The organism is Flavobacterium sp. C4GT6, assembly GCF_036347315.1.
Classification (GTDB): Bacteria; Bacteroidota; Bacteroidia; order Flavobacteriales; family Flavobacteriaceae; genus Flavobacterium.
Genome location: NZ_JAZGZU010000003.1, coordinates 264901 through 289519, shown reverse-complemented (window position 1 = coordinate 289519; position 24619 = coordinate 264901). Strand labels below are relative to the sequence as shown.

23 protein-coding genes and 2 tRNA genes are annotated in these 24619 nt (G+C 34.8%); 17 read left to right on the top strand and 8 right to left on the bottom strand.

Annotation, left to right across the window (positions count from 1 at the left end; all coding sequences use genetic code 11):
* Positions 1 to 101: 101 nt before the first annotated feature.
* On the bottom strand, positions 102 to 1373 hold the full coding sequence (gene serS / locus V3Z67_RS05720) for a serine--tRNA ligase (protein ID WP_330442399.1): 1272 nt from the start codon (positions 1371 to 1373) through the stop codon (positions 102 to 104).
* A gap of 144 nt (positions 1374 to 1517) precedes the next feature.
* Between serS and V3Z67_RS05715 the strand changes: the two genes are divergently transcribed.
* Entirely contained in the window at positions 1518 to 3431 is a 1914-nt protein-coding gene (locus tag V3Z67_RS05715; protein ID WP_330442398.1) for a M1 family aminopeptidase, read from the top strand.
* A 134-nt stretch (positions 3432 to 3565) separates the two neighbouring features.
* Here the strand turns inward: V3Z67_RS05715 and V3Z67_RS05710 are convergent, their stop codons facing one another.
* From V3Z67_RS05710 to V3Z67_RS05690, 5 genes are all read right to left on the bottom strand, one after another.
* Positions 3566 to 4561 carry an aldo/keto reductase gene (locus V3Z67_RS05710; protein WP_330442397.1) on the bottom strand — a complete coding sequence of 332 codons (996 nt, stop codon included), beginning with the start codon at positions 4559 to 4561 and terminating at the stop codon, positions 3566 to 3568.
* A gap of 50 nt (positions 4562 to 4611) precedes the next feature.
* Positions 4612 to 5817 (bottom strand): MFS transporter, encoded by a 1206-nt coding sequence (locus tag V3Z67_RS05705; protein WP_330442396.1) that lies wholly within the window; start codon positions 5815 to 5817, stop codon positions 4612 to 4614.
* 141 nt (positions 5818 to 5958) lie between these two features.
* Positions 5959 to 6912 (bottom strand): aldo/keto reductase, encoded by a 954-nt coding sequence (locus V3Z67_RS05700; protein WP_330442395.1) that lies wholly within the window; start codon positions 6910 to 6912, stop codon positions 5959 to 5961.
* 6 nt (positions 6913 to 6918) lie between these two features.
* Positions 6919 to 7962 (bottom strand): Gfo/Idh/MocA family oxidoreductase, encoded by a 1044-nt coding sequence (locus tag V3Z67_RS05695; protein WP_330442394.1) that lies wholly within the window; start codon positions 7960 to 7962, stop codon positions 6919 to 6921.
* A 247-nt stretch (positions 7963 to 8209) separates the two neighbouring features.
* A complete protein-coding gene (locus V3Z67_RS05690; RefSeq protein WP_330442393.1) occupies positions 8210 to 9286 on the bottom strand; it encodes an NADH:flavin oxidoreductase/NADH oxidase in 1077 nt (358 codons plus the stop codon).
* A 220-nt stretch (positions 9287 to 9506) separates the two neighbouring features.
* On the opposite strand from V3Z67_RS05690, the gene rseP reads away from it, so the two are divergent.
* From rseP to V3Z67_RS05675, 3 genes are all read left to right on the top strand, one after another.
* Positions 9507 to 10850 (top strand): RIP metalloprotease RseP, encoded by a 1344-nt coding sequence (gene rseP / locus V3Z67_RS05685; RefSeq protein WP_330442392.1) that lies wholly within the window; start codon positions 9507 to 9509, stop codon positions 10848 to 10850.
* A gap of 162 nt (positions 10851 to 11012) precedes the next feature.
* Positions 11013 to 11086, top strand: a tRNA-Asn gene (locus V3Z67_RS05680).
* Between the two features lie 143 nt (positions 11087 to 11229).
* Entirely contained in the window at positions 11230 to 11538 is a 309-nt protein-coding gene (locus V3Z67_RS05675; protein ID WP_330442391.1) for a hypothetical protein, read from the top strand.
* Positions 11539 to 12300: 762 nt separating this feature from the next.
* On the opposite strand, the gene V3Z67_RS05670 is transcribed toward V3Z67_RS05675, so the two are convergent.
* Complete coding sequence (locus V3Z67_RS05670) at positions 12301 to 12654, bottom strand: uracil-DNA glycosylase family protein (protein ID WP_330442390.1); 354 nt, start codon at positions 12652 to 12654, stop codon at positions 12301 to 12303.
* On the bottom strand, positions 12602 to 12883 hold the full coding sequence (locus V3Z67_RS05665) for a uracil-DNA glycosylase family protein (RefSeq protein WP_330442389.1): 282 nt from the start codon (positions 12881 to 12883) through the stop codon (positions 12602 to 12604). Before V3Z67_RS05665 ends, V3Z67_RS05670 begins: the two co-directional genes overlap by 53 nt.
* A 106-nt stretch (positions 12884 to 12989) precedes the next feature.
* Between V3Z67_RS05665 and V3Z67_RS05660 the strand changes: the two genes are divergently transcribed.
* The 13 genes from V3Z67_RS05660 to V3Z67_RS05605 all read left to right on the top strand — a co-directional run bounded on the left by V3Z67_RS05660 (position 12990) and on the right by V3Z67_RS05605 (position 24614).
* Positions 12990 to 13061 (top strand) — tRNA-Arg (locus V3Z67_RS05660).
* A 726-nt stretch (positions 13062 to 13787) separates the two neighbouring features.
* Positions 13788 to 14429 (top strand): response regulator, encoded by a 642-nt coding sequence (locus tag V3Z67_RS05655; RefSeq protein WP_330442388.1) that lies wholly within the window; start codon positions 13788 to 13790, stop codon positions 14427 to 14429.
* 157 nt (positions 14430 to 14586) lie between these two features.
* On the top strand, positions 14587 to 14790 hold the full coding sequence (locus V3Z67_RS05650; protein ID WP_330442387.1) for a hypothetical protein: 204 nt from the start codon (positions 14587 to 14589) through the stop codon (positions 14788 to 14790).
* A gap of 72 nt (positions 14791 to 14862) precedes the next feature.
* On the top strand, positions 14863 to 15522 hold the full coding sequence (locus tag V3Z67_RS17450) for a lysostaphin resistance A-like protein (protein ID WP_442902258.1): 660 nt from the start codon (positions 14863 to 14865) through the stop codon (positions 15520 to 15522).
* A gap of 365 nt (positions 15523 to 15887) precedes the next feature.
* Positions 15888 to 16130: a hypothetical protein gene (locus V3Z67_RS05645; protein ID WP_330442386.1), complete on the top strand. Its 243-nt coding sequence runs from the start codon at positions 15888 to 15890 to the stop codon at positions 16128 to 16130.
* 206 nt (positions 16131 to 16336) lie between these two features.
* Positions 16337 to 17374, top strand: coding sequence for a PDZ domain-containing protein (locus tag V3Z67_RS05640; protein ID WP_330442385.1), 1038 nt, complete (start codon positions 16337 to 16339; stop codon positions 17372 to 17374).
* Between the two features lie 5 nt (positions 17375 to 17379).
* Complete coding sequence (locus V3Z67_RS05635) at positions 17380 to 18504, top strand: hypothetical protein (protein ID WP_330442384.1); 1125 nt, start codon at positions 17380 to 17382, stop codon at positions 18502 to 18504.
* Positions 18505 to 18506: 2 nt separating this feature from the next.
* Positions 18507 to 19808: an amidohydrolase family protein gene (locus tag V3Z67_RS05630; RefSeq protein ID WP_330442383.1), complete on the top strand. Its 1302-nt coding sequence runs from the start codon at positions 18507 to 18509 to the stop codon at positions 19806 to 19808.
* 4 nt (positions 19809 to 19812) lie between these two features.
* Positions 19813 to 22008: a peptidase domain-containing ABC transporter gene (locus V3Z67_RS05625; RefSeq protein ID WP_330442382.1), complete on the top strand. Its 2196-nt coding sequence runs from the start codon at positions 19813 to 19815 to the stop codon at positions 22006 to 22008.
* Between the two features lie 2 nt (positions 22009 to 22010).
* Positions 22011 to 23303, top strand: a complete 1293-nt coding sequence (locus tag V3Z67_RS05620) for an HlyD family secretion protein (protein WP_330442381.1) — start codon at positions 22011 to 22013, stop codon at positions 23301 to 23303.
* A 219-nt stretch (positions 23304 to 23522) separates the two neighbouring features.
* Complete coding sequence (locus tag V3Z67_RS05615) at positions 23523 to 23828, top strand: hypothetical protein (protein ID WP_330442380.1); 306 nt, start codon at positions 23523 to 23525, stop codon at positions 23826 to 23828.
* Positions 23825 to 24124: a hypothetical protein gene (locus V3Z67_RS05610; RefSeq protein WP_330442379.1), complete on the top strand. Its 300-nt coding sequence runs from the start codon at positions 23825 to 23827 to the stop codon at positions 24122 to 24124. Before V3Z67_RS05615 ends, V3Z67_RS05610 begins: the two co-directional genes overlap by 4 nt.
* Before the next feature lie 25 nt (positions 24125 to 24149).
* Positions 24150 to 24614, top strand: a complete 465-nt coding sequence (locus tag V3Z67_RS05605; RefSeq protein ID WP_330442378.1) for a hypothetical protein — start codon at positions 24150 to 24152, stop codon at positions 24612 to 24614.
* The last annotated feature ends 5 nt before the right edge of the window (positions 24615 to 24619 follow it).

Below are 24619 nucleotides of genomic sequence, written 5' to 3'. Positions count from 1 at the left end.
TATTATTGTTCTAGACTACCACCGGCCAAAAGGTTAATAAAAAAAACGCGGGTAATACCTGTTTTAGCATTACCCGCGTTTTAAATGTAGTAATAAGTTTATTAATCAATTATATCGAAACCGGTGTACGGACGTAAAACTTCCGGTACTACAATACCTTCCGGAGTCTGGTAGTTTTCAAGTATACCCGCCAGTACTCTTGGCAATGCCAGTGAACTTCCGTTTAGGGTGTGCGCCAGTTGGTTTTTACCGTCTTTATCACGGAAACGAAGCTTAAGTCTGTTTGCCTGGAACGTCTCGAAGTTAGAAACCGAACTGATTTCCAGCCAACGGTCCTGCGCCGTTGAGAATACCTCAAAGTCATAAGTAAGTGCCGCTGTGAAACCCATATCGCCACCGCATAGGCGTAATATTCTGTATGGAAGTTTTAGTTCCTGTAAAAGCATTTTTACGTGTTCTACCATTCCGTCAAGAGCAGCATAACTGTTATCAGGGTGTTCTACCCTTACAATTTCTACCTTGTCAAACTGGTGTAAACGGTTAAGTCCGCGCACGTGTGCACCATACGATCCTGCTTCTCTCCTAAAACATGGAGTGTAAGCCGTACAAAGCACAGGCAGTTCGTTTTCCTGAACAATAACATCTCTAAAGAAGTTGGTTACAGGAACCTCAGCCGTAGGGATAAGGTACATATCATCCATACCTACATGGTACATTTGTCCTTCTTTATCCGGTAGCTGCCCTGTACCATAACCCGAAGCCTCGTTAACAAGGTGAGGTACCTGGTATTCTTTATAACCTGCTTCTGTATTCTTGTCTAAGAAATAGGTAATAAGCGCACGCTGTAGCCTTGCACCCTTGCCTTTATATACAGGGAAACCTGCTCCGGCAATTTTAGTACCCAGTTCAAAATCAATAATGTCATATTTTTTTGCCAGTTCCCAGTGTGGTAATGCACCTTCATAAAGAGTAGGGATGTCACCTTCACTATAAACCTCTTCGTTATCATCGGCGGTTTTTCCTGCCGGAACAATATCTGCCGGGATATTAGGTATTTTGTAAAGCAGTTGCTGTAACTCTTCAGATACCCTGTTAAGTTCGTCACCAAGATCTTTACTCTGCTCTTTTAACTGACCCGTTTTTTCTTTTAAAAGCATGGCTTTTTCCTTTTCGCCTGCTTTCATCAGTCCACCAATATCTTTTGACAGCTTATTGGATTCGGATAAAACAGTGTCAAGCTCCACCTGTGTGGACCTTCTTTTCTCATCAAGGGCAATTACTCCGTCTACCATTTCGGTAGCATCTAAACCTCTTTTGCCCAAAGCCTCAATTACTTTCTCTCTGTTTTCTCTAATAAATACTGTCTGTAACATGGATATGGTTTTTAATAAAGTGAGCAAATTTAATGAATTGTTTTAATTATTGGTTGTGGTTTACCAAAGTTTAAAAGTTTGCTTTTTTATTATTAACGCTTTAGAAAACAGCAATTTCTGTTTACTTTTGAAAAAATTGCCATAATGAAACAAAATATACTTGCCCTTTTGTGTGCTTTTGCGCTTTATACAGCCCATGCGCAGGAGACTGATATACAAACACAGCAGATAGCCGAAGCCGAAATGAAATCGGCCTTTCAGCTTAAGGATCTTACTACAAATCCTAATACTGCCAATTATGATATTACTTACCACATGTTGCAGTTTGAGGTAGATCCTGCCGAGTTTTATATTTCGGGGGTTGTTACTACAAATTATACCGCACTGGAAAATATGACCACCATAACGTTTGATCTTACCAGTCAGTTAAACGTAACCTCAGTAACAAGTGGGGAAAATAACCTTACGTATACCCAAAGCGGAAACGAACTGGTAATAACACTGGCACAACAGTTAAACGAGGGTGAAGAGGGTACGGTTACTATAACCTATTCGGGAACGCCCTCTACACAGGAACAGGCTTTTAATCTTGCAACGCATAACGGTATTCCTGTTATGAGTACGCTTTCCGAACCTTATGGTGCGAAAGACTGGTGGCCGTGCAAGCAGGATTTAAATGATAAGATAGACAGTATTGATGTTTATATAACTTCACCGCAGGAATACACCAGTGTCTCTAACGGGGTAGAGCAGTCACAGGAACTGGATGGCGAAGGCAATAAAACAACCCATTTTAAACATGAATATCCTATTCCGGCTTACCTTATAGCTATAGCAGTTACCGAATATAGTGTGTACACGCAACAGGCGGGTACAGCTCCTAATACGTTCCCTATTGTAAATTATATTTACCCTGAAAATTATGAGGCTTCACTGGATCCGCTGGCAACAACCCTGCCTATAATGGATTTGTATGAAAGCCTTTTTGGCACCTATCCTTTTGCTAACGAAAAGTACGGGCATGCCCAGTGTAACATTAACGGAGGGATGGAGCATACCACAGTATCTTTTATGGGGAATTTTGACAGGAACCTTATAGCACACGAACTGGGACATCAGTGGTTTGGCGATAAGGTAACCTGCGGTACATGGAGTGATATATGGCTTAACGAAGGTTTTGCAACCTACCTTTCTGGTTTGGTAATAGAAAACCTTGACGGTAATTATAATTTTATAAACTGGAAAGCCCAAAGAATTATCAGTATCACATCAGCGCCCGATGGGACGGTTTACGTTCCTGAAGCAGAGCTGAATAGTGTAGGCCGTATTTTTAGCAGCAGGCTTAGTTATAATAAAGGGGCCATGGTAGTGCATATGCTTCGTTATATTATGGGTGATGAGGATTTTTATCAGGGACTGCGCAATTATCTTAACGATGAAAACCTGGCTTTTGGATATGCCACTACTCCCGATTTACAGGCGCACCTTGAAGCGGTATCTGGAATGGATCTTACCGTATTTTTTAACGATTGGATATACAGTCAGGGGTACCCTATTTATGATGTAACTACTCAGGATATAGGAGGCGGACAGGTACAGATTACCATTAATCAGGATCAAACCGGTTCTATGGTTGATTTCTTTGAAATGCCTGTAAAAATAAGATTGCTTAGTGCCGATGGGGAAACATTTGATGTAAAACTGAATCATACTTTTAGTGGACAACAGTTTGTAGTAGATGTGCCTTTTACAGTAGCAGGATTTGAGTTTGACCCGGAGAGGGATATTATTTGTTCCAATAGTGCCAGCCTTGCTGTAGCTCAGTTTAAACTGTCTCAGGTAAAGCTGTTCCCTAATCCGGTTAAAGATGAGTTGCAGGTTACGCTGCCTCAAAATGCCATAGTGCAAAAAGCAGTGTTTTATAATGCTTTAGGGCAAAAGGAGTTTGAAACAGGATCGCAAACACAATGGAATGTGGCTCAGTTACCATCAGGGATTCATTTTATAAGCCTGATTACAAACGGGGGTAAAACAACCCTTAAATTCATAAAAGAATAAAAAAAATATACATAACTGTCATTTCGAACCGCAATGAAATGGAGGGAGAAATCTCACACAGTTATAACCAGAGATTTTTCCTGTCGTCAAAATGACAAGGAGATATAAAAAAAGAGGCCTTAAGACCTCTTTTTTTATTTTATCAGCTCAAGCTTGTTAAGCTCTGTCGTAATAAAGTTTATTTCTTCTTTGGAAAGCTTTATATTAATCGCTTTTGCATTTTGAACCGACTGCTCTGCATTCCTTGCTCCGGCAAGCGCAATGGTTATGCCCGGCTGCTCTATGGTCCAGCGAAGTACCAGTTGAGATAATGTTGCATTTTTATCACTGGCTAACGGTCGAAGTTTGTCTAAAAATTCGGCAGTACGTTTTAGGTTTTCATCTTTAAAGAAATACAGGTTAGCACGATGGTCACCTTCATCAAACTTGTGTCCCGGCTGCATTTTTCCAGTTAGGAGTCCGCGTTCCAGTGGGCTGTAAGCAATTATAGATTTATCCGATTCTATGGTATAAGGGATAAGTTCCCTTTCAATGTCACGTTTTACCATACTGTAAGGCACCTGGTCTGAAATTATGTTTACATATTTATCGGCTTCCTGTACCTGTGCAGCATTGTAATTGCATACCCCGGCATAGCGCACTTTACCTTCTTTAATAAGCTGTGCTACGGCCTCCATACTTTCCTGAATAGGAGTAGTGCTGTCGGGCCAGTGTATTTGGTACAGGTCAATATAGTCGGTTTTTAATCGTTTAAGGCTGTCTTCACATTCCTTAATGATACTTTCTTTGCCGGCATATTTGTAGATGTCTATATCCTGACCCATATTGTTTTTGCTTTTCATGGCAAAATCGCCTTTTGCCAAATCCCAGCGCATACCGTATTTTGTAATGATCTCAACCTTGTCGCGCGAAATGGCCTGAATGGCCTCGGCAACAATCTCTTCGCTGTCGCCCTGCCCGTAAATTGGTGCAGTGTCTATAGAGGTTACGCCTTCGTTGTATGAAGCCTGAATAGCGTGTATGGCATCCTTACGTTCGGTGCCACCCCACATCCATCCTCCGGCAGCCCATGCTCCAAAGGTTATTGCAGATAGTTTTAAATCAGAATTTCCTATTTTTCTATATTCCATTTTAGCTGAATGTTTTAATTGTTATGTAAATGAATAAACCGATAAGTATTTTATCTAATAAACAAATCACTTACCGATTTGATGCGGCTTACCATTATGGTAATGATAAACCCAAAGATACCAATTATGGCAAAAGATAATTTAAGTCCCCAGGCTTCGGCTATATAGCCAATAACCGGAGGCCCAAGCATAAAGCCTAAAAAGCTGATGCTCGAAACCATTGTAAGTGCTATACTAGGGGCAATACCCTCAGTTCTTCCTGCCAGGCTATACACGCTTGGTACTACTGTAGATACACCAATACCTACAAGCATAAAGGCAAGTGCGGCTGTTACCACATAGGGTAGTAGTACGGCACTAAATAATCCAAGAGATATAAGGGAACCGCTAACCTGTAAAACTTTTTTACGCCCGAATTTTTGTACTACCCAGTCACCCAAAAAGCGTCCGCTTGCCATCATGAGCATAAATGACGTATAGCCTAGTACCACGAGTTTTTCGGGGGCTTTAACTACATCTTTAAAATATACGCCGCTCCAGTCAAACATTATACCTTCACTCAGCATACAGCAAAACCCGATGATGCCCAGCCATAACAGGGCAGGGTTTATTTTAGGTAGTCCTTTTTTCTTTTTCTCTTCGGTTGGTTTGTTTTTAACCCTTACCAGATATTTATAGTTGGTCGCTATTACAACCAGCAGTATAGCCGAAACTATGGCAAAGTGCAGTAGCGGACTCAAATTCAAAGCTGTCATGCCAAGGCTTATAACTGCTCCTGTAAATCCTGCAATGCTCCATGCCCCGTGAAAGGACGACATAATAGCACGTTTGTACAGGCTTTCGGCATAAATACCCTGAGTGTTTATAGAGATGTTGGTGAGGTTACTAAATACACCAAAAAAGAAAAGTGCCAGTAACAAATGGTCACGCTGTGTAGCAAGCCCAAGTGTAACCAAGCTTATAACATAGAGGCTAAGCCCTGCGACAGCAGTTTTATGACTGCCGTATTTTGTAGCTAGTGTCCCCGAAAAAGGCATGATGAACAACTGCCCGAAAGGGATAGCAAAGAGTACCGTACCCAAATCGCCCTCGGAAAGGTTTAGCATACTTTTAATATCGGGAATACGGCTGGCCCATGTGGCAAAACACAATCCCATGGCAAAATAATATAGTGATACGGCCCATCTAACCCTGTTGAGGTAATAGGACTTTGCATCCCTGTAGTGCTTTTTGTGTTGCAGTACACCTGTTGCCATAGTATTGCGGTTTTGCTTTGGGTTGTGAATGAATTGTATATGAGGAAATGTTTTGTTTTTGTAACGGACTTTTTTACTGGTTAAAAGTAGAAACTTACTTTGGTTTTTAATTATACAATTTTATCATAATGTTGTGGCATATTAATGCCATGCACTTTCCTGAGTAAGGAAATCCAATTGCTCTTGTGTTATGGACAAATCGGGAGCCTTGGTAATGCTTTCCAACTGCTTTAGATTGGTAGCGCTAACTATAGGTGCGGTTACCGACTGGCGATGTATAAGCCATGCTAGGGCTACGGTCGCCTGAGAGGTGTTAAGTTCGCTAGCAACTTTGTCCAGAGCAGCCAGTATTTTCTGGCCTCTTGCATCAAGGTATTTTGCTACGCCTCCACCACGCTGACTCTTACTTAAGTCGGCCTCGCTGCGGTATTTTCCGGTAAGGAAACCACTGGCGAGCGAATAATAGTTTATTACTCCAAGGTTGTGCTGTAAGCATACTTCTTCCAGGCTTTTCTCAAAAACTTCACGCTCATAAAGGTTATAATGTGGCTGAAAGGTTACGTAAGCAGGTAATTTCTGTTCAAAGGAAATACGCATCGAAGCCTGTAATCTTTCGGTAGAAAGATTTGACGCTCCAATAAAACGAACCTTACCTTCTTTTATAAGTTGGTCGTAAGCCTCAAGGGTTTCCTCTATTGGTGTAGTAGGGTCGTCCCAATGGGTTTGGTACAGGTCTATATAATCGGTTTGAAGTCTTTTAAGCGAATCTTCGGCAGCTTTTATAATGTATTTTTTGGAAAGATCCTTTTTACCGCTGCCCATATCGCTGCCTACTTTTGTGGCAATGATAACCTTATCACGGTTGTTGTTCTTTTTAAGCCAATTGCCTATTATGATTTCCGACTCTCCTCCCTGATTTCCTTCTGCCCAGCGGGAATAGACATCGGCAGTATCTATAAAGTTGAACCCCGATCCTATAAAGGCATCAAGTATCTCAAACGATGTTTTCTCATCTATAGTCCATCCAAACACGTTTCCTCCAAATGTTATGGGGTAAACCTGCAGGTCAGACTTTCCTAATTGTCTTTTTTGCATTGTTATTTATTTTAGTTGGATTACTTTTTTCTCTTTACTGCTTTGTAGGGCAGCATCAATAATTTTCATTACCTGCAAGGCTTCATCGGCAGTAACCGGTTCGGGTTTATCTTTGGTAATAGCGTAGTAAAGGGCGTCAAAAAGCCCGTAGTAATTACCGGGACGTGTAGGGATGTGCCCACGGAATACTTCGCCGTTCTTTTCGGTATGGAGTATTCCTGCCTTTTCTTCGGGTTCTATACCCCAGCCTTCCAGTGTTGGCTTTTGGCCTGTTCGCAATACATCTTCCTGTATGTCGCCACGGCTTTTTAAGAAAGAGCCTTTAGTGCCGTGAACCGCATAAGACGGAACGGCTTCCCTGAAAAAGAATCCTGCTCTTATCTTTACCCTTTTGTCAGGATAATATAACAGGATATCTATAAGGTCGTCTACAAGTGAGTTCTCTCGGGTTATTCGTATATCAGCAAAAACCGAATCAGGATAACCGAAAAGATGTACTGCCTGATCTATAATATGGGGACCAAGATCTTTAAGTACACCGGCACCTGCATTTTGGGTTTCCTTATGGGTTTTTGGGCTAAGGCTAGGATTGTAACGGTCAAAACGGAATTCGGCTTCTACAATGTCCCCCAGTAGGTTTTCGTCTGCAACTTCCTTTACGGTTTTAAAATCACTATCCCAGCGGCGGTTTTGGTATACGCAAAGTTTAAGTCCTTTTGCTTTTGCCAGGTCGCGAAGTGCTTCGGCTTCGGTAGCGTTTGTGGTAAATGCTTTCTCCACAAGAGCATGTTTACCGGCTTCCAGTACTTTTTTGGCGTACTCATAGTGTGTTTCCACCGGAGTGTTGACCACTACTAAATCGACATCGTCCTGTAAAAGCTCTTCTAGGGAGGCATAGCTTTTTACGCTGGGGTAATCCTGTTGTATTAGTTTTTTGCTGCGTTCCCATGATCCGGTGAGTTCAAAACGCGGATGCAGTTCTAAAAAAGGAGCATGGAACACTTTGCCCGACAATCCGTAAGACAGTAGGGCAGCTTTTATTTTTTGCATAATAATTATTAATAGATGTTGCTTTCATATTGTTCTTTTGTCTTGAAACAAAAGAACCAAAAATTCAAGGCTGCATCTTCTTAGACTACAAATTATCTACTTCATCTAAAAGATTTGAACTCGCTTTGCTCAAACAGCAAATCTTTTTTAAAGATTCAGTATTTAATTTGCTTACGTCACAAAGCTGAATGCCTTATGGGTGTACGTGAAAACACGTAACACAAAACAAGGAATATTAAGCTAAAAGTTAATCTTCCAGTTGTGCCCTTTCATATTGTTTAGGCCATATAATATCGGCCTTTAGTTCATGTGCAAAGTTAAGTCCTATGTTGGGATCCCTAAGCGATTCGCGTGCAAAAAACACCAGGTCGGCCTGTTCTTTATACAGTACTTCTTCTGCCTGATGTGCATTAGTAATAAGCCCTACAGCTCCTGTGTGAATACCGGTCTCTTTTTTAATACGTTCGGCTATGGGTACCTGGTATCCCGGTGTTACGGGGATTTTTTGATGATGTACTGCCCCGCCTGAGGAACAGTCTACCACATCAACGCCTTTTTCCTTAAGGATTTTAGCTAGTGTTACCGATTCATCTATGTCCCAGCCGCCAGGAGCCCAGTCGGTCCCTGAAATTCTTACAAATAAAGGCAGATCGTTAGGCCATTCGGTTTTAACAGCTTCCAGTATTTCCAGTAGCAGACGGATACGGTTTTCAAAACTTCCGCCATACTCATCGGTTCTGTTATTGCAAAGCGGAGAAAGGAACTGGTGGATAAGATAACCGTGTGCAGCGTGTATTTCGAGAACTTTATAGCATGCTTCGTGTGCACGGCGTGCAGCATCCTTAAAATCCTGAATTACCTTTTGAATGTCTTCCCTTGTCATTTCCTTTGGCGGATGCGGATTGTTATCGTAATAAGGAATAGCGCTTGGGGCAAGGGTTTGCCATCCGTTTTCGGCTTCGGTAAGCAGGCGTCTTTCCTGCCATGGTGGTGAGGTGCTTGCTTTTCTTCCCGCATGTGCCAGTTGTATTCCCGGCACGGCATTCTCGGTTAGGATAAACGATGTAATTTCTTTTAATTTTTCGATATGTTCGTCACTCCATATACCTAAATCCTCGGGTGTAATGCGGCCTTCGGGTGAAACAGCTGTAGCTTCCTGTATTATAAGTCCTGCACCACCTATAGCACGTGATCCAAGGTGTACAAGATGCCAGTTGTTTGCAAAACCGTTATGGGCCGAATACTGGCACATAGGCGAAATTACAATTCGGTTTTTTAGTATAATGCTTTTTATCTGTAGTAACGAAAACAGTTTTGAGGTCATAGTAATGCGGTTTTAAAATGAACAAAAAATGTGTTTTTTGTATTAATCCGTAGATGCCGGATTTTGTATTATCTGTAAAGTTACCTTACAAAAACCGAAGTTAAAATAGTATTTCACATTATTAACAAACATTTAAATGGTTTATACAATAAAATTAAATGACGATACTAATCAGAAAACACTATTTTTGTGCGTTAACAGAGTTATCTAAAATAAACAAATGGAAGTAGTAATAAAACTCTCTCAGTTTTTATTGAGTTTATCGTTATTAATTGTATTGCATGAGCTAGGACATTTTATCCCGGCTAAATTGTTTAAGACAAAAGTTGAAAAGTTCTATCTTTTCTTTGATATAAAATATTCGCTATTCAAAAAGAAAATAGGAGAAACCGTTTATGGTATCGGGTGGCTGCCTTTGGGTGGTTATGTGAAAATTGCCGGTATGATAGATGAAAGTATGGACAAAGAGCAGATGGCCGAACCACCAAAACCGTGGGAGTTCCGTTCAAAGCCGGCATGGCAACGCCTTATCATTATGCTGGGTGGTGTAACGGTAAATTTTATACTTGCCATTATTATATACATAGGTATGGCTTATGTGTATGGTGAAACTTATATTGCTAACAGCGAAGTTAAAGATGGTGTTGCTGTTGTAAATCCGGTTGCGGAAGATTTAGGGTTTAAAGACGGAGATAAAATACTTAAACTTGATGGGAAAGAGGTAGAGAAGTTTAATGATGTTGCTTATGACGTGCTTTTTGCCAAAACGGTTACTATTGAGCGAAACGGTACTGTTCAGGATATTAATTTACCAATAGATCTTATTGATAAACTGATGGACGGAGAGAAAGCTCCGTTAGTATCATTAAGATACCCTTTTGTGGTAGCTAAACTTGACGATTCTTCGGTTAATAAGGATGTTTTAAAGAAAGGAGATGTTATTGTCTCTATTAACGGACAGGAAACAAAATATGCAGATGAGGTAATTGCTATTGCAGAAAGTAATAAAGGAAAAACTTTTGATGCGGTTGTTTTTAGGGATGAAAAAGAAGTACCTGTAAAAATAAGCTTTAATGATGAAGGTAAGCTTGGGGTTATGAGAAGTTCTTTAAGCCTTAGTAACCTTGAGAAATTAGGGTATTACAAAATAAGCCAGGAAAAGTATGGTTTCTTTGAATCTGTTCCTGCCGGTTTGAAAAGAAGTAAAGATGAGCTTAGTAAATACTTCACTCAGCTTAAAGCTATATTTACGCCAAGCACGGGTGCTTACAAAGGTGTAGGAGGATTTTATGCCATATTTGATATTTTTCCTAATACATGGAGCTGGGAAGCGTTTTGGAACATTACTGCATTGTTATCAATTATGCTTGGTGTGATGAATTTATTGCCTATTCCGGCACTTGATGGCGGACATGTAATGTTTTTATTATATGAAATGATTACAGGTCGTAAACCGGGTGATAAATTTATGGAATATGCCCAAATTACTGGCTTTGTTATACTTATATCGCTGGTGTTACTCGTAAACGGGAACGATATTTTTAAGCTGATAATGGGCAAGTAAAATTTTTCAAATTTTTTTCATGAATTTGTTTGCGAAAATTAAAAATGGTTATATATTTGCACCGCAATAAAGGCAACAATATTAGCAAACACAAGTTCTTAGAAAGATTAAGTAATAGCTGAAGAAATTGAAAATACAGCACTACTTTTAAAATATACAGTTTCCTCCTTAGCTCAGTTGGTTAGAGCATCTGACTGTTAATCAGAGGGTCCTTGGTTCGAGCCCAAGAGGGGGAGCTACAAAAGCCAGTCATTACGACTGGCTTTTTTGTTTTATAGCGGTTCATAAAGGTGATGAATGTTTATGCTAGGGTATTTTTTCTTTGGTTTAGATTAATACGCTGTTTTTATATATTTATATTCTATTATTATATAGAAATATGAATAAAAAAAATATTTCTCCTTCTCAAACGCTGACTATACATGAAATTTTTACTAAAAAAGGTTGGGAAGTTAATAGTGATAGTAAGGTGTCTTTATGTAATAATTATATTCAAAGAATATCTGTTTTGCCTGATGATAGTGAGGATTTATTTATAGATCTAACACAAAGATTTGAAAATATAACATTATTAAGTCAAATTATATCCTTATTCAAGGAAGCTTATAAAAAAATACATATAGAGATAATTGATAAATCGAGAAGAATTTATTCTTTACAATTAATTAGTGCCTCTATTAGGTTATGAAAATAAAAGCCTTTGGTAAACTTATTAATACAGGAGGTCAAATAATGGGGGGGGTGTAGGTCAAATTGCAGCAACTGTTAGTTATGGTCCAAAAATATCTGATCCAACTCAACATTTAACGATAGCTGATTATGCAAGTTTTGTAATTGTTACAGGTTTATATGCTGCCGCCACTATAGTTGGAGGGGTTGCACTTTATGGAGGAGGACAGTTGGTTTCTTATATATTCACAGGTAATAGTATTGAACAAAAAGTGCAAAACTTATTTGATTAAAAATGATTTTATTTGATTATATTTTTTATTTAGCATACACTTTTCTTATAGGAAGAAGAAATTCTGATAAATCAGGTGTTTATCAAAGAGCAAGAAATGGTGTATCAATAATATGTTTTTCATTTTTGATGAATATTTGCTTATTTATTTATTCATTGAGTATGAATTTTAATTTATTAAAATATGATAAAAATTTAATTTATCTTTTTGGAGGAGTAATAGCAGTAACAACTAATCTTTTTTTCTATTTCAGGTATAAAAAATCTAACTACTATTTGATAGTTGAAAAATATAGAAAGAAGTTTAACTATAATTTTTATAAGGCTAAAGTATATTTTATGTTTATATTGGTTTTTACAATTTTTTTGTTTTGGATTAGTATGATTTTGATAAGAAAGTTTATATTGTAGATTGATTTTAAAATTGAATGAATAGAAATTGTATCATAATAAATAAGGCAGCCTTCGGGTTGCTTTTTTGTTTTATAGTCAATCTCTACACTGTATAACCTTTTTTGTTATAACCTGTAGCTGGGGTACAATTTCCTGTTCAAACCAGGGGTTTTTCTTTTGCCATATCTTGTTTCTGGGCGAAGGATGTACCAAGGGTAGGTAATGCGGTAAAAACTCGCTATAAGCCTTTACAGTATCGGTTAGAGCAGGCTTTATTTTATTGCCTAAATAATACTTTTGAGCATATTGACCCATCAATAATATAAGCTGCGGGTTTGTTATTGCTTCCAGTAGTTTTTTATGCCATAAAAAGGCACATTCGGGTCTTGGAGGTAAATCACCCGATTTCCCTCTGCCGGGATAGCAAAACCCCATTGGGGATGAGGGCAAACAGCCCCGGATTGTAAAATTGTTCAGTAGTAACATTTAGCCATCTTCGCAATTCATTTCCACTTTGATCGTCCCATGGTATGCCTGAGTTTTGGACTTTAAGGCCCGGTGCCTGCCCAATAATAATTATTTTAGAATCAGCATGAGCCTGTACAATCGGTTTTGGCGGAAAGGGTAGGTGTTCTTTACATTGTGTGCAATGTTGTATTTGGGACAAAAGTTCGTTCATAGTTAATAGCTTTCAGTATAAAGTTAAAAAAATAACTATAAGGAGCATGGTGTGAATTTGTTTGGCTAACAACTAAAAACTTTCTATTTTTGCACCTCTAATATCAGGCCTCGTAGTTCAACGGATAGAATGGGAGTTTCCTAAACTTTTGATACAGGTTCGATTCCTGTCGAGGCTACAAGACCGGAAAGGAGTGAAAAATCATCTCTTTTCTGGTCTTTTTTATTTTGTAAGTTGCTGTTTATCAAAAACATGAATCTAGCAGCTTCATTGACTCTAAAAGTTCGACATTCATTTCCGTCAAAACATATCTTTTCCGGAAATATCGAACTTATGATCTCTCTTTTCTTTCTTATATCTCCTTATTTATAGAGGGTGTCTAATCTGGAGAGCTTACAGGAGGAACAGCACAAACAAGGGCGCAAAAAGCTTTTGAATTGTGCGCAGGTTTTGCCAAAAACGATAGTGGAATTTTTACGCTGAATTAAGTAAGCATTACAGAAATGAAAACAGGGCAGGTACTTTAACCTGCCCTTATACTTTTTGACGGCAACAGTTTCGCCGGAGACTGCTTGCACCTTTTAAGGCAATTTGTATGTCCTGGAAAATATTGAATTTGGGGGAGATTGCCTCCTCTGGCGCAATCGGCAAGATGTCCCGTTGTCGGACAACAGCATCTTGCCGCCCATACTCCGGAGTCGTGGGCGGGGGGACACTGCTATGCTTTACAGCTACTTAATATTGAAGATTAATCAGTAAGTCTAATACTTTTTAATAATAAGAAAGGGCTCGACGGATGAAGTAAATTAAATTATTTGACCAACTTTGAAAGTTACAGTTTAATAGAATAAATGTAGATTTATTTTATAATTTTACAGTCTTACATTCAATTAACACCTTACAAATGAATATTCTTATTGTGGATGATCATCCACTAACATTATCTATTTATAAAAATATTTTAAAAGATTTTTATTCAAATTCTAGTTTTGATTTATTGAGTAATTCGGAACAGGCTTACAAAGCTATTATCGCTTATGAAAAAAAAAACATATTTTATGATTTAGCTATTTTAGATTATAATATACCTGCATATGATAACATAACAAATGGCGCTGATTTAATTAAAATTATTAGAGACGTTAATAAATCAACCAAAGCCTTACTAATTACAGCACATCAGGAGGTTGTGCTAATTTATGATATCATAAAAAAAATAGCACCAGATGGCATTGCTATTAAGAACGATATTTCTATAGAAAACTTAGGTGAAATAACTAATATCGTATTAGCTGGATCTTCATATCACAGCCCAACGGTTAGAAATTGTGTTTTTGAAGTTTTAAAAAAAGATATTATGATGGAAGATTATAATAGACAAATATTATTCTATTTATCAAGAGGATATAAAGTTAAAGACTTAAAGGATGTAGTTCTATTAACAACGAGCTCAATACAAAGAAGGGTTGCAAATATGAAAAAAGTTTTTAAAGTTGAAGATGATAGTTCTTTAGTCAAAACAGCAATTCAACAAGGATTTGTTTAGTTTTATAAAATTTAATAAATTTTAACATTTATAGTAGTTTTACTTTCTTTTTTGTTAAACAATACTTGTTTGTATATGTTTTAATCTTTAATCATGTTAGTATTGTTAATACAACTGCGCATTGTATAAATTTTATTAACGTTTAACATTTTAAATCATGAGTAAATTAAATTTTGACACTCTTAAAGAAAGAGCAAAAGGAGTTGCTTCATCAGAGTTATTAGAAACTATTTCGGGAGGAGTTAATAATGATTGTCACGACAATGCAGTTATGAATCACGTAGAACATGTTCAAAATCAACCAAGACCTGGATACACTCCTTTAGGAGAGGCTATTTTAAGATGGTTATTTGACGATTAATATTTTAAAAAGAGGTTATTTAACTAAATAACCTCTTTGATTTTTTTTAATGCCTAACAATAAATAATTTCAATGCTAAAAAGAAATATTATATTATTTAAAGTTATCTCTGTAATAATTCTGCTAATTATATTAGAATTCCTTTTTACTCTACTTATTTATATCCTGTTTCCACGCATGAACATGGAAATTGGTGTTCAGGTAGCAATAGATTTGAGTCTTTTGGTTACATTTTTAGTTGCTTCAAAATTCTTTTTTAATAAAAATAAGGTATTAGTAAAAAATTCTATTTTCGACTTTAGATTAGCGTTTATATTTCTAATTTTAGCTTTCATTTGGGTCTATATAAGCCCTATATTTAAATACCCATTTTTTTCTTATAATTTAGATTTTTCAGGAATAGATTTTACAATTGAAAAATTTAGTATCATTAATGATAAGTCATTTTTTTCATATTACAGTTTTATCAGGTTACTACTAATTACTCCTATTTTAGAAGAATTACTCTTTAGAAGATTGATTTTGGCAAATTTATTCTCCAGATATAATATTTATATCTCCATTGTTATCACAAGTTTATTATTTAGTTTTTGTCATTTAGATCTTAATAATTCATTAATCTTTTTTATTGGAAGTATTATTCTTTGTCTAGCATATTTAAAAACAAGAGATATTAGATACAGTATAATACTTCACATACTAATGAATTTTATTACTTTGGTTTTAAAATAATAACTATTCTTTCAATAAGTGATACAATTTAATCTCGGAAGAAAAGTTTATTTTAAACTTGTTTGTGAATAGATAATTCTAAAATATTTGGCATCAAAATAATATAGCCTAAGCCTATTGTATATATAGAAACATAAACAGATGTATTGCATTATAATTTTCATGTAACAAATTTTGCTCTAAAATTTTGATAAGAATTCTTTCTAAAATTGTGCCTTTGCGGTTATTTTAACATTTAAGGTGTTTTTAAACTCATTTTTGTTAAAGTTTATCATTTACACAAGTTATTCTACTCTAACTATGTTAATATTGTGTCAATACAACTGCGCATTGTACAACCTTATTAACAATTAAAAAATTTAAAAATGAGTAAATTAACTTTAGAAGCTCTTAGACTAAGAGCAGAAGCAGTAGCTTCAAATGATTTATTAGAAACAATTTCTGGAGGAACAAATAACGATTGTCATGATTCAGAGACTCCGGCAGCACCGGCTCCAGCAGCACCTCCTGCTGAAGATAAAGGATCTTGGGAATTAAAGGCTAACTTTAAATATGATACAAAAACTGGGGGTACAATTATTGAAGGTGGAGTCATATATAAATTTTGATTTATCACAAACATATTCTAATTTAGGCTAGTTACCTTTATGATAAGCGGAGATTTCTCCGCTTATCTATTAAAATTAAACCTATGAAAAAACACCTTCTCCTATACGTTTTATCCATATTACCAATTATTTCGTGTTCAAAGAGAATGACTCAAATGGACTCAATACCTATTCGATACAATGGTCATATAAACCTCGATGTAAAGATGAAAAACAAAATTTGTGGTAATTTTCTTTTTGATACTGGTTGGAGTGGAATAACTTTAGACTCTATGTTTTGTGATATAAATTCGCTTAATTACAAAACCATAGACATCGAAGGACGAGGTGTTGGAAACTCCACAATGACTTTTAAATTAATTGCAGATACTATTTATTTTGAATTTAGTAATAAAGAATTTGGTTTTTCGAGTACAACCACTATGGTTGATTTGAAAGGCATGCTTGATAAAAAAGTTGATGGTATTACCGGAATACAAACTTTTGCTCAAAAACCTTATTTGATAGATTATATTTCCCAAAAAATCATCTTTATAGATTCGGTCAAAGGGTATAAATCAATAAACGCACACTTTGAAGATAACCGAATTTATCTTCCGTTATCTATCACATTGAAAAACGGAAAAATGATACAGGGAAAGTTTTTACTTGACACAGGGTCTACTAGAACTTTTTTTAATAGCCATGTTTATAATACTGATGGTATTTATAATAGTAATAATAAAAAGAAAGTCTTTACTAAAGGCGGAGTTGGTGGAAATTCCAATGGTTATTTCTTACCTGTTTCTGCTGTTGAATTAGGGGAATTTAAATTAAAGAATTTGATAACAACCGTTTCAACAGATACTTTGGGGATGTTAGCAAATTCCCACTATATGGGGATTATAGGTAACGATGTATTAGATGATTTTCATATCATTTTTGACCATCAGAAAGAAAAGGTATGGGTAAAACCAAATAAAAATTTTAATAAAAATGAACGCAAACTGTATCGTGGTGTATCCTTTTACGATGCAGGGAAAAAGTGGTATGTAGCAGGTATAGTAGAGGACACCGAAGCATATAGGAAGGGAATAAGGATGGACGACGAAATACTTGAGGTAAATAATATTCCGGTAGAGAATATTGACCTTGACCATTTTGTTGACAAACTCAGGGCAAATGATGTCTTGAATTTGAAAGTAAAGCAGGGAGATGAAGAAAAAGAAATAAAATTTAAGCTTAATGTCTTTATAAAATCTTAAAAGGAATGGACAATCAAACTGAAATAATAAATACTGTTAAACTTCTCATTTACAAAGAAAATCCATCTTTGTTGGAAAAAGTAGATTTTGAAGATGATAATATTTTTTTGGAGCCATTGCTTTTTGCATACTTCAATAGTAAAAAGGATAACTTGTTTGCAGCAGAGATGCTAACAGAAATATTACAAGGCTACTTTGTTGAAAAGGAAGCTTTGCAGGTTCAAAATTCCTTGGGGAAAGATGGAATTGCCTATATCCCTAACATGGGGTATTTTAATTCTCAAAATGAAAAAGTTGAAGAAATTTTAAAGATAGATGCGTTTGAAATAGTTAAAACGTGTCATCCTGTAATGAAAAAATACTTTGTAGAGTATTACAAGGGACACATATTAGATTCAACCCCCCCACACAACCCAACATGGCAAAATTATTATAAGGAGCTAGAAGAAGCTATTTGTATTATTAAGGAAAATTTGCCAAGTTTTTATTCTGAGCTTGTTTCTTCTAATAATAAAATTTACCTGCATGATAATCCTAAAATTATAAATTTCACGACCATTGAAACTTTAGGGATGTTATATCTTTATGTAATAGGCGATAATAACCTTATCTATTTTATTGAAGAATTGATTCATCAGGGATCTCATAATTTTTTATGCTATGTTACTCACAACAGAAAGGATTATTTTAAGATAGATGTAGATAACACAGTTATGAGAAGCTTAACAGGACAGGAGTGGGATTATCGTACTGTTTATGGTTCTTTTCATGGGTTATTTACAGTTACCCAAAGAGTAGAGTGTTTTGATATATTACTATCAAAAGATGTTTTTTCCGGACGGGAAAAACATGAATTATTAGGAAGGCTTGCAGATCAGTTTTTAAGGTTTAGAACAGGATTGGAATTGATTGATTTAGAGGGTGTTTTTACAGATAAAGGTATAAAGTATTATAAATCGCTAGATGAAAAATGTATGAAGATACTGCAAAAATATGATAGCCTTAGAGATGAATTTGATTTAAGTCATCGTGATTTAGATTTTCGATATAATGATTTTTGTATGACAAATTCTTATAATGAATTTTTAAAAAAAGATAAAAAAGGAATTTATAATTTTTTAATTAATTAAGTATGCAAAAAATAATTTTACCAATAATACTATTGTTCACACAACTAATTTTTAGTCAAAATCAAAATTATGATGTAGTTTTAAAAAATGTTAATATAGTTACTCTAACTTCAAACGAGGTTTTGGAAAATCAAAATGTAGCTATTAAAGATGGAAAAATAGTTATTATTGAAAATGCCCAAAAATCAAATTTAACAGCTATAAAAATAATTGATTTAAAGGGTAAATATATAATGCCTTCACTATCTGATGCTCACGTACATTTTCCTGCTACAGAACAAGAAATGGAAACTGTACTGAAACTCAATCTTATTAATGGAGTAACAAAACTACGCTCAATGCGTGGTGATTGGGATCATTATCTATGGCGTCAAAAATTTAATTCAGCGAACAGTTATTATCCAAAGTTATATCTTTCTGCTCCTCCTATAAGCAGAGGGTATGATATGACAATAGAAGAAATAGAAAATTTTGTGAGAGCTTCTAAAGAGCGTGAACTGGATTTTATTAAAATTTTAAGTATCAAAAGTCAAGATCTTTTTAAAAATTTTGATAGTATTTGTAAAAAATATAAAATGCCTATTGCTGGTCATTATCCCCGTTTAGCTTCTGGAAATCAGTTAAGCGAGGTTGTTATTTTTAATTCTAATTATACTTCATTTGAGCATTTGGGAGGTCTCGCAGGAGAAAGTTCTGAGACCATAAAAAAAAGAATTACTTTATTACTGGAAAAAGGCATCACAATTTGTCCTACTTTATTATGGTATAGTATTGGATCAGGCCAATTTACAATAGAAGAATGCCGTAACATGCCTGGGATGGAATTTGTTTCTAAAACTAAAATGCAGGAGTGGGTTGAGGATACAGAAAAGTATCGTGAAAAAGTTGGTGAAAAAGCATATGAGGAAGAAGTGGCTAGTGAGTTAAAATCGCTAAATGAAAAATATAAAATCATTAGAGAATTAAATGAAGCAGGTGTTCCGATGATTTTAAGTCCTGATTCTTCATCTAGATTTACAATTGCAGGTTTTAGTGTACTTGGAGAAATGGAGTTATTAAAAAATTCAAATCTATCTAATTTTGAGATTCTAAAAATGCCTACAGTTAATTTTGCTAGCTTTTTTGGGGAGAATTACGGAGCTATTAAAATAGGTAAAAATGCCGATTTCATAGTACTTGATACTAATCCTTTAAAGGATTTAAAAGCATTGAGAAATGTGGAAGGTGTATATTACAACCAGCATTTTTTAGATAAAAATGAATTAAATAGAATACGAGAAGATATTTTAAAAACAGTTCAATAAAAGAATGCTCAAAAAAGATAAATTTCCATTCTACAAGCAATTGGACAATAAAGATTGTGGTCCAACTTGTTTACGAATGGTCGCTAAATTTCATGGCAAAACATTCTCAAGAGAATTTTTAAGAGATAAGGCAGGTATAAGCCGAATAGGGGTTACGATGGCCGGTATAGCAGATGCTGCTGAAGTTATAGAAATGAGAACTCTTGGAATGAGAATTTCATTGGATGGTCTTGTAAATGAGGCTCCTACTCCTTTTATCGTACCGTGGAGGCAAAAACATTTTATTGTAGTTTATAAAACCTCAAAACATAAAATTTATGTAGCCGATCCTGCTCAAGGGTTACTTGAATATTCTCATCAGGATTTTTTACAAGCCTGGACTTCTTCTCAGGACAAAACAGGATTTGTTTTATTATTAGAACCTAATGCGGCCTTTTATAATTTAGAAGAAGACAAAACGAAAACTAAAGGGTTTAGTTTTTTATTGCCTTATTTAAAACCGTATAAAAAATTGATAAACCAGTTGTTAATTGGTTTATTAGTAGGTACTACAATTCAGTTCCTAATGCCTTTTTTGATGCAGTCTGTTGTAGATATTGGCGTTAATAATCGGGATATATCTTTTATCTATTTAATACTGCTGGCTCAAATCATGTTATTTCTTTCTCAAACTTTGGTTTCAATTTTTAGAGAATGGCTTTTTTTACATATTTCAGGTAGATTTAGCATAAAAATGGTGTCAGATTTTTTGTTTAAAATGCTAAAGCTTCCCATTAATTTTTTTGACACTCGTAATACCGGAGAGCATCTTCAGAGAATTCAAGATCATTCAAGAGTACAAAACTTTGTCTCTTCGTCTTCTTTTAATATGATCTACTCAATAATATTATTTTTAGTTTTTAGTGGGGTTTTGGCTTTTTATAATTTAAAGATATTTTTTGTTTTTTTTACAGGTGCAATCTGTTATGTGGGGTATACCTTTTTTTTTCTCAAAAAGAGAGCAGAATTGGATTTTAAACGTTTTGATGAACAGTCGGCTAGTCAAACCTCATTAATACAAATGATTAATGGTGTAAGGGATATAAAAACAAATAATTCTCAAAGAAAAAACAGATGGAAATGGGAGCAGGTGCAAATTAGTCTGTTTAAAACCTCTATGAGTAGTCTCAAGCTTGCACAATATCAAAGTATTGGATCTAATTTTATCAACGAATTAAAAAATATTATTATTACTTTTTTATCTGCCACGGCAGTTGTTAATGGTGAAATTACTCTAGGTATGATGCTTTCTATACAATATATAGTAGGACAATTAAATTTACCATTGAATAATTTTATTGGATTTATTCAGCTTTGGCAAGATGCAAAAATAAGTCTTGAACGCTTATGGCAGGTACATTCCAGAGACGATGAAGATGCGATAAAGAAGGAAAAGGTAAAAGAGCTACCGGAAAAAAAATCAATAATTATTAAAGACTTAAACTATAGATATGGGAGTAAGTCTTCAGCGTTGGTTTTGAAAAATCTGAATATAGAAATTCCAGAGGGAAAAACAACTGCTATTGTTGGTGCTAGTGGCAGTGGAAAAACGACTTTAATAAAACTATTACTAAAATTTTATGAGCCTACGAGTGGTACAATTAGCATTGGTAATATTGATTTAAACACAATTAATAATGACTATTGGAGAATGAGTTGTGGTGCCGTATTACAGGAAACATTTATTTTTAATGATACTATTGCGGGAAATATATCAGAGTCTGAACAAAATGAAATTATAGATAGGAGCAAGCTAAAAACGGCATCAAATATAGCTAATATTGAAGATTTTATTGAAAAGCTACCTAATAGGCTTAATACAGAACTGGGGACTTCTGGTATTAGGTTAAGTGGAGGCCAGGAACAACGTTTAATGATTGCAAGGGCTGTATATAAAGATCCTGAATATGTTTTTTTTGATGAAGCAACTAGTTCATTAGATGCAAACAATGAAAAAATAATAATGGAAAAACTAAATACTTTTTTAAAAGGAAGAACATCAGTTATCGTGGCACACCGTTTAAGTACTGTTAAGAATGCAGATAATATTATAGTTTTAGAGGATGGAGAGGTTGTAGAACAGGGAAATCATCTAGAATTAACAATGAAAAGAGGCAAGTATTACGAACTGGTAAAAAATCAACTTGAATTAGGTAATTAAATATGGATCAAGTAGAAGAGGATTTAAAAATTTATAGTGAAGAAGTAAAGGATATTCTGTCAGCACCTCCAAAATCAATTGTAAGGTGGGGTAGTACTATTGTGCTATGTTTTATAGCTTTAATGATTTTACTCGCATATATTATTAAATATCCGGATATCGTTACTGCAGATATTATAATAACCACAGCTACGCCGCCAGAAAAATTAATAGCCAAAAGTTCCGGCAATCTTGAAAAAATATTAGTTAATAATAACGAATTGATTAAAAAAGGTACTCCGGTTGCAATAATTGAAAATACAGCTGATTATGAAGACGTATTAAAGCTTAAAAGAATTACAGATACTATTACACTTCAAAATGAAATTTTCTATTTTCCTTTTGAAAAACTAAAGGGACTGAAGTTGGGAGAAATAGCATCTTCATACGCTATGTTTGAAAAAGAATATACATTATATAGACTTAACAATGATTTGAACCCTTACAATGTTGAAAAAGTAGCACAAGGGAGTGAAGTTTTACAGCTTCAGCAAAGATTGTCAATATTAGTAGAGCAGCTCAGTATAGCTAAAAAGGAGTTGTTAATAAAGAAACGGGAGCTTGAAAGATTTGAGAAACTTCATAATAAAGGTGTGATTGCGACTCAAGAGTGGGATATAAAAAACCTTGAATACTATCAGTTTGAGAAAGATTTAAAAAATCTTGTAACGTCAATATCTCAAACCAAGTCGTCTATAATTGACATTAAAAGAAACAGTCAGACTACTAAAATTAATGAGACCCGTGATGATGTCAATCTATATAAAAATGCAGTACAATCTTTTAGACAGTTAAAGGAGGCTATCGCAAAGTGGGAGTTAAGTTTTGTTTTACGTTCTTCAATTGACGGTACTGTTTCATTTTTAAAGGTTTGGAAAGAAAATCAAAATGTAGTGTCAGGGGATAATGTTTTTGCAGTTATTCCCAATAATGATAAATATATAGGAAAAGTAACAGCTATTGCACAAAATTCTGGTAAAATAAAAAAAGGGCAATCAGTAAATATTCGATTAGCAAATTATCCTGACCGGGAATTTGGAATGCTTATTGGTAAAGTAGATTATATTGCTTTAACACCAGACACAGAAGGTAACATCCTAATTGACGTTTCACTACCCGATAAATTAAATACTTCATACAATAAAGAAATATTATTTCAACAGGAAATGTCTGGATCTGCTAGTATTATTACAGAGGATTTGCGATTAATAGAGCGGTTGTTATATCAATTTAGAGACTTGTACAGCCACTATTAGTATATTTAATATTGTTTTTAGCTTATAATATTAAAAATATGTTCCAAATCTTCAACTAGAAAGTTGGAATTTATTTCAGTAGGGGCTACAAAACCCGCTTATGTAAATAAGCGGGTTTTTTGTTTATATTAGTTGTGTTGCAGGGTAAATGTAACATACAGTTTGTTCTTATCTGTTAGAGAGCTACAAAAATCAATCAAATTTTAAAATAAGATTATCATGAAAGCTATATGGTTTGTTTTTATTTTTATGATATGCGGGAATTGCTTTGCACAGGAAGTTGATAAAGTAAGTGTTGATACTGTTAGGGTTAAGGGGTATTTTGTTATTGATACATATAAAAGTGATAGAATGAGTGATACACCTTTTGTATATTTTTTTATTGAATTAAAAGATATGGAAAATGGTTTTAAATCGGCTTTTATAAAACGTAGCGATTTACAAAATTCGGGTGAAATATTTTTTACAGAGCCTTATATATCAGATACATTAGATTTTCATAATCTTACTTTAAAAAAAGATTGAAGGTAAACGTTGATTTTAAGAAGCCTGAAATGCAACCTCGGGAGTTTTTTAAAAAAAATAAGATTGTTTATAATTTAAAAGGAACTCCGGAATATTTTAAGCTTTGTTACATTGATGGTTATTTTTTAAAAGTTAGTGTGCCTAGAAAATTTAGACTACTTTTCGGTACTCCTTATCAGTTAAGATATATAAATCCTGATTTAGATTATTATGACCATTATTTCCTCATTGATACGAAGGTGGTAGGTTATAATATTCATTGTAATGATCCCGATTTAATTTTACATAAAGGGTAACTATACAAACCAAACACAATTAACAATGGGAATATTCAACAAGTTATTAGGAGGTAAAAAGAAACACAATTCTTTAAATACAAATCATCAGGAGCTTAGGCAAGAGTATAATGTAATGACGAATATCTCGTTATATACATCTCCCAAATATGAAAATAAGGAAATATATGAGTTTGTGGAAAACGGAATTTATCTCGATATGAATGATGAAGATGATACCGGTTACCGCATGTGTATTTCTTATAAACTGGAAGATACCACCGATAATAATAACCAATACCCGTTAGAAGATATATTAGATAAGTATAGTTTATATGTGTCTGATTTTTTGGAGTCGGAAAACGATTTAAACTCTGTTGTTTTTAAGTTAGAGTTAGGTGGAGAGCTTGACGATATTAAAAAAGCTCAGGAGATATTGGGTAAAAAGGTCTATAATCAGGATGTTTTAGATAACGAAGGAGAAGTAGGGGTTACTTTGGTAATTAAATAAACCGC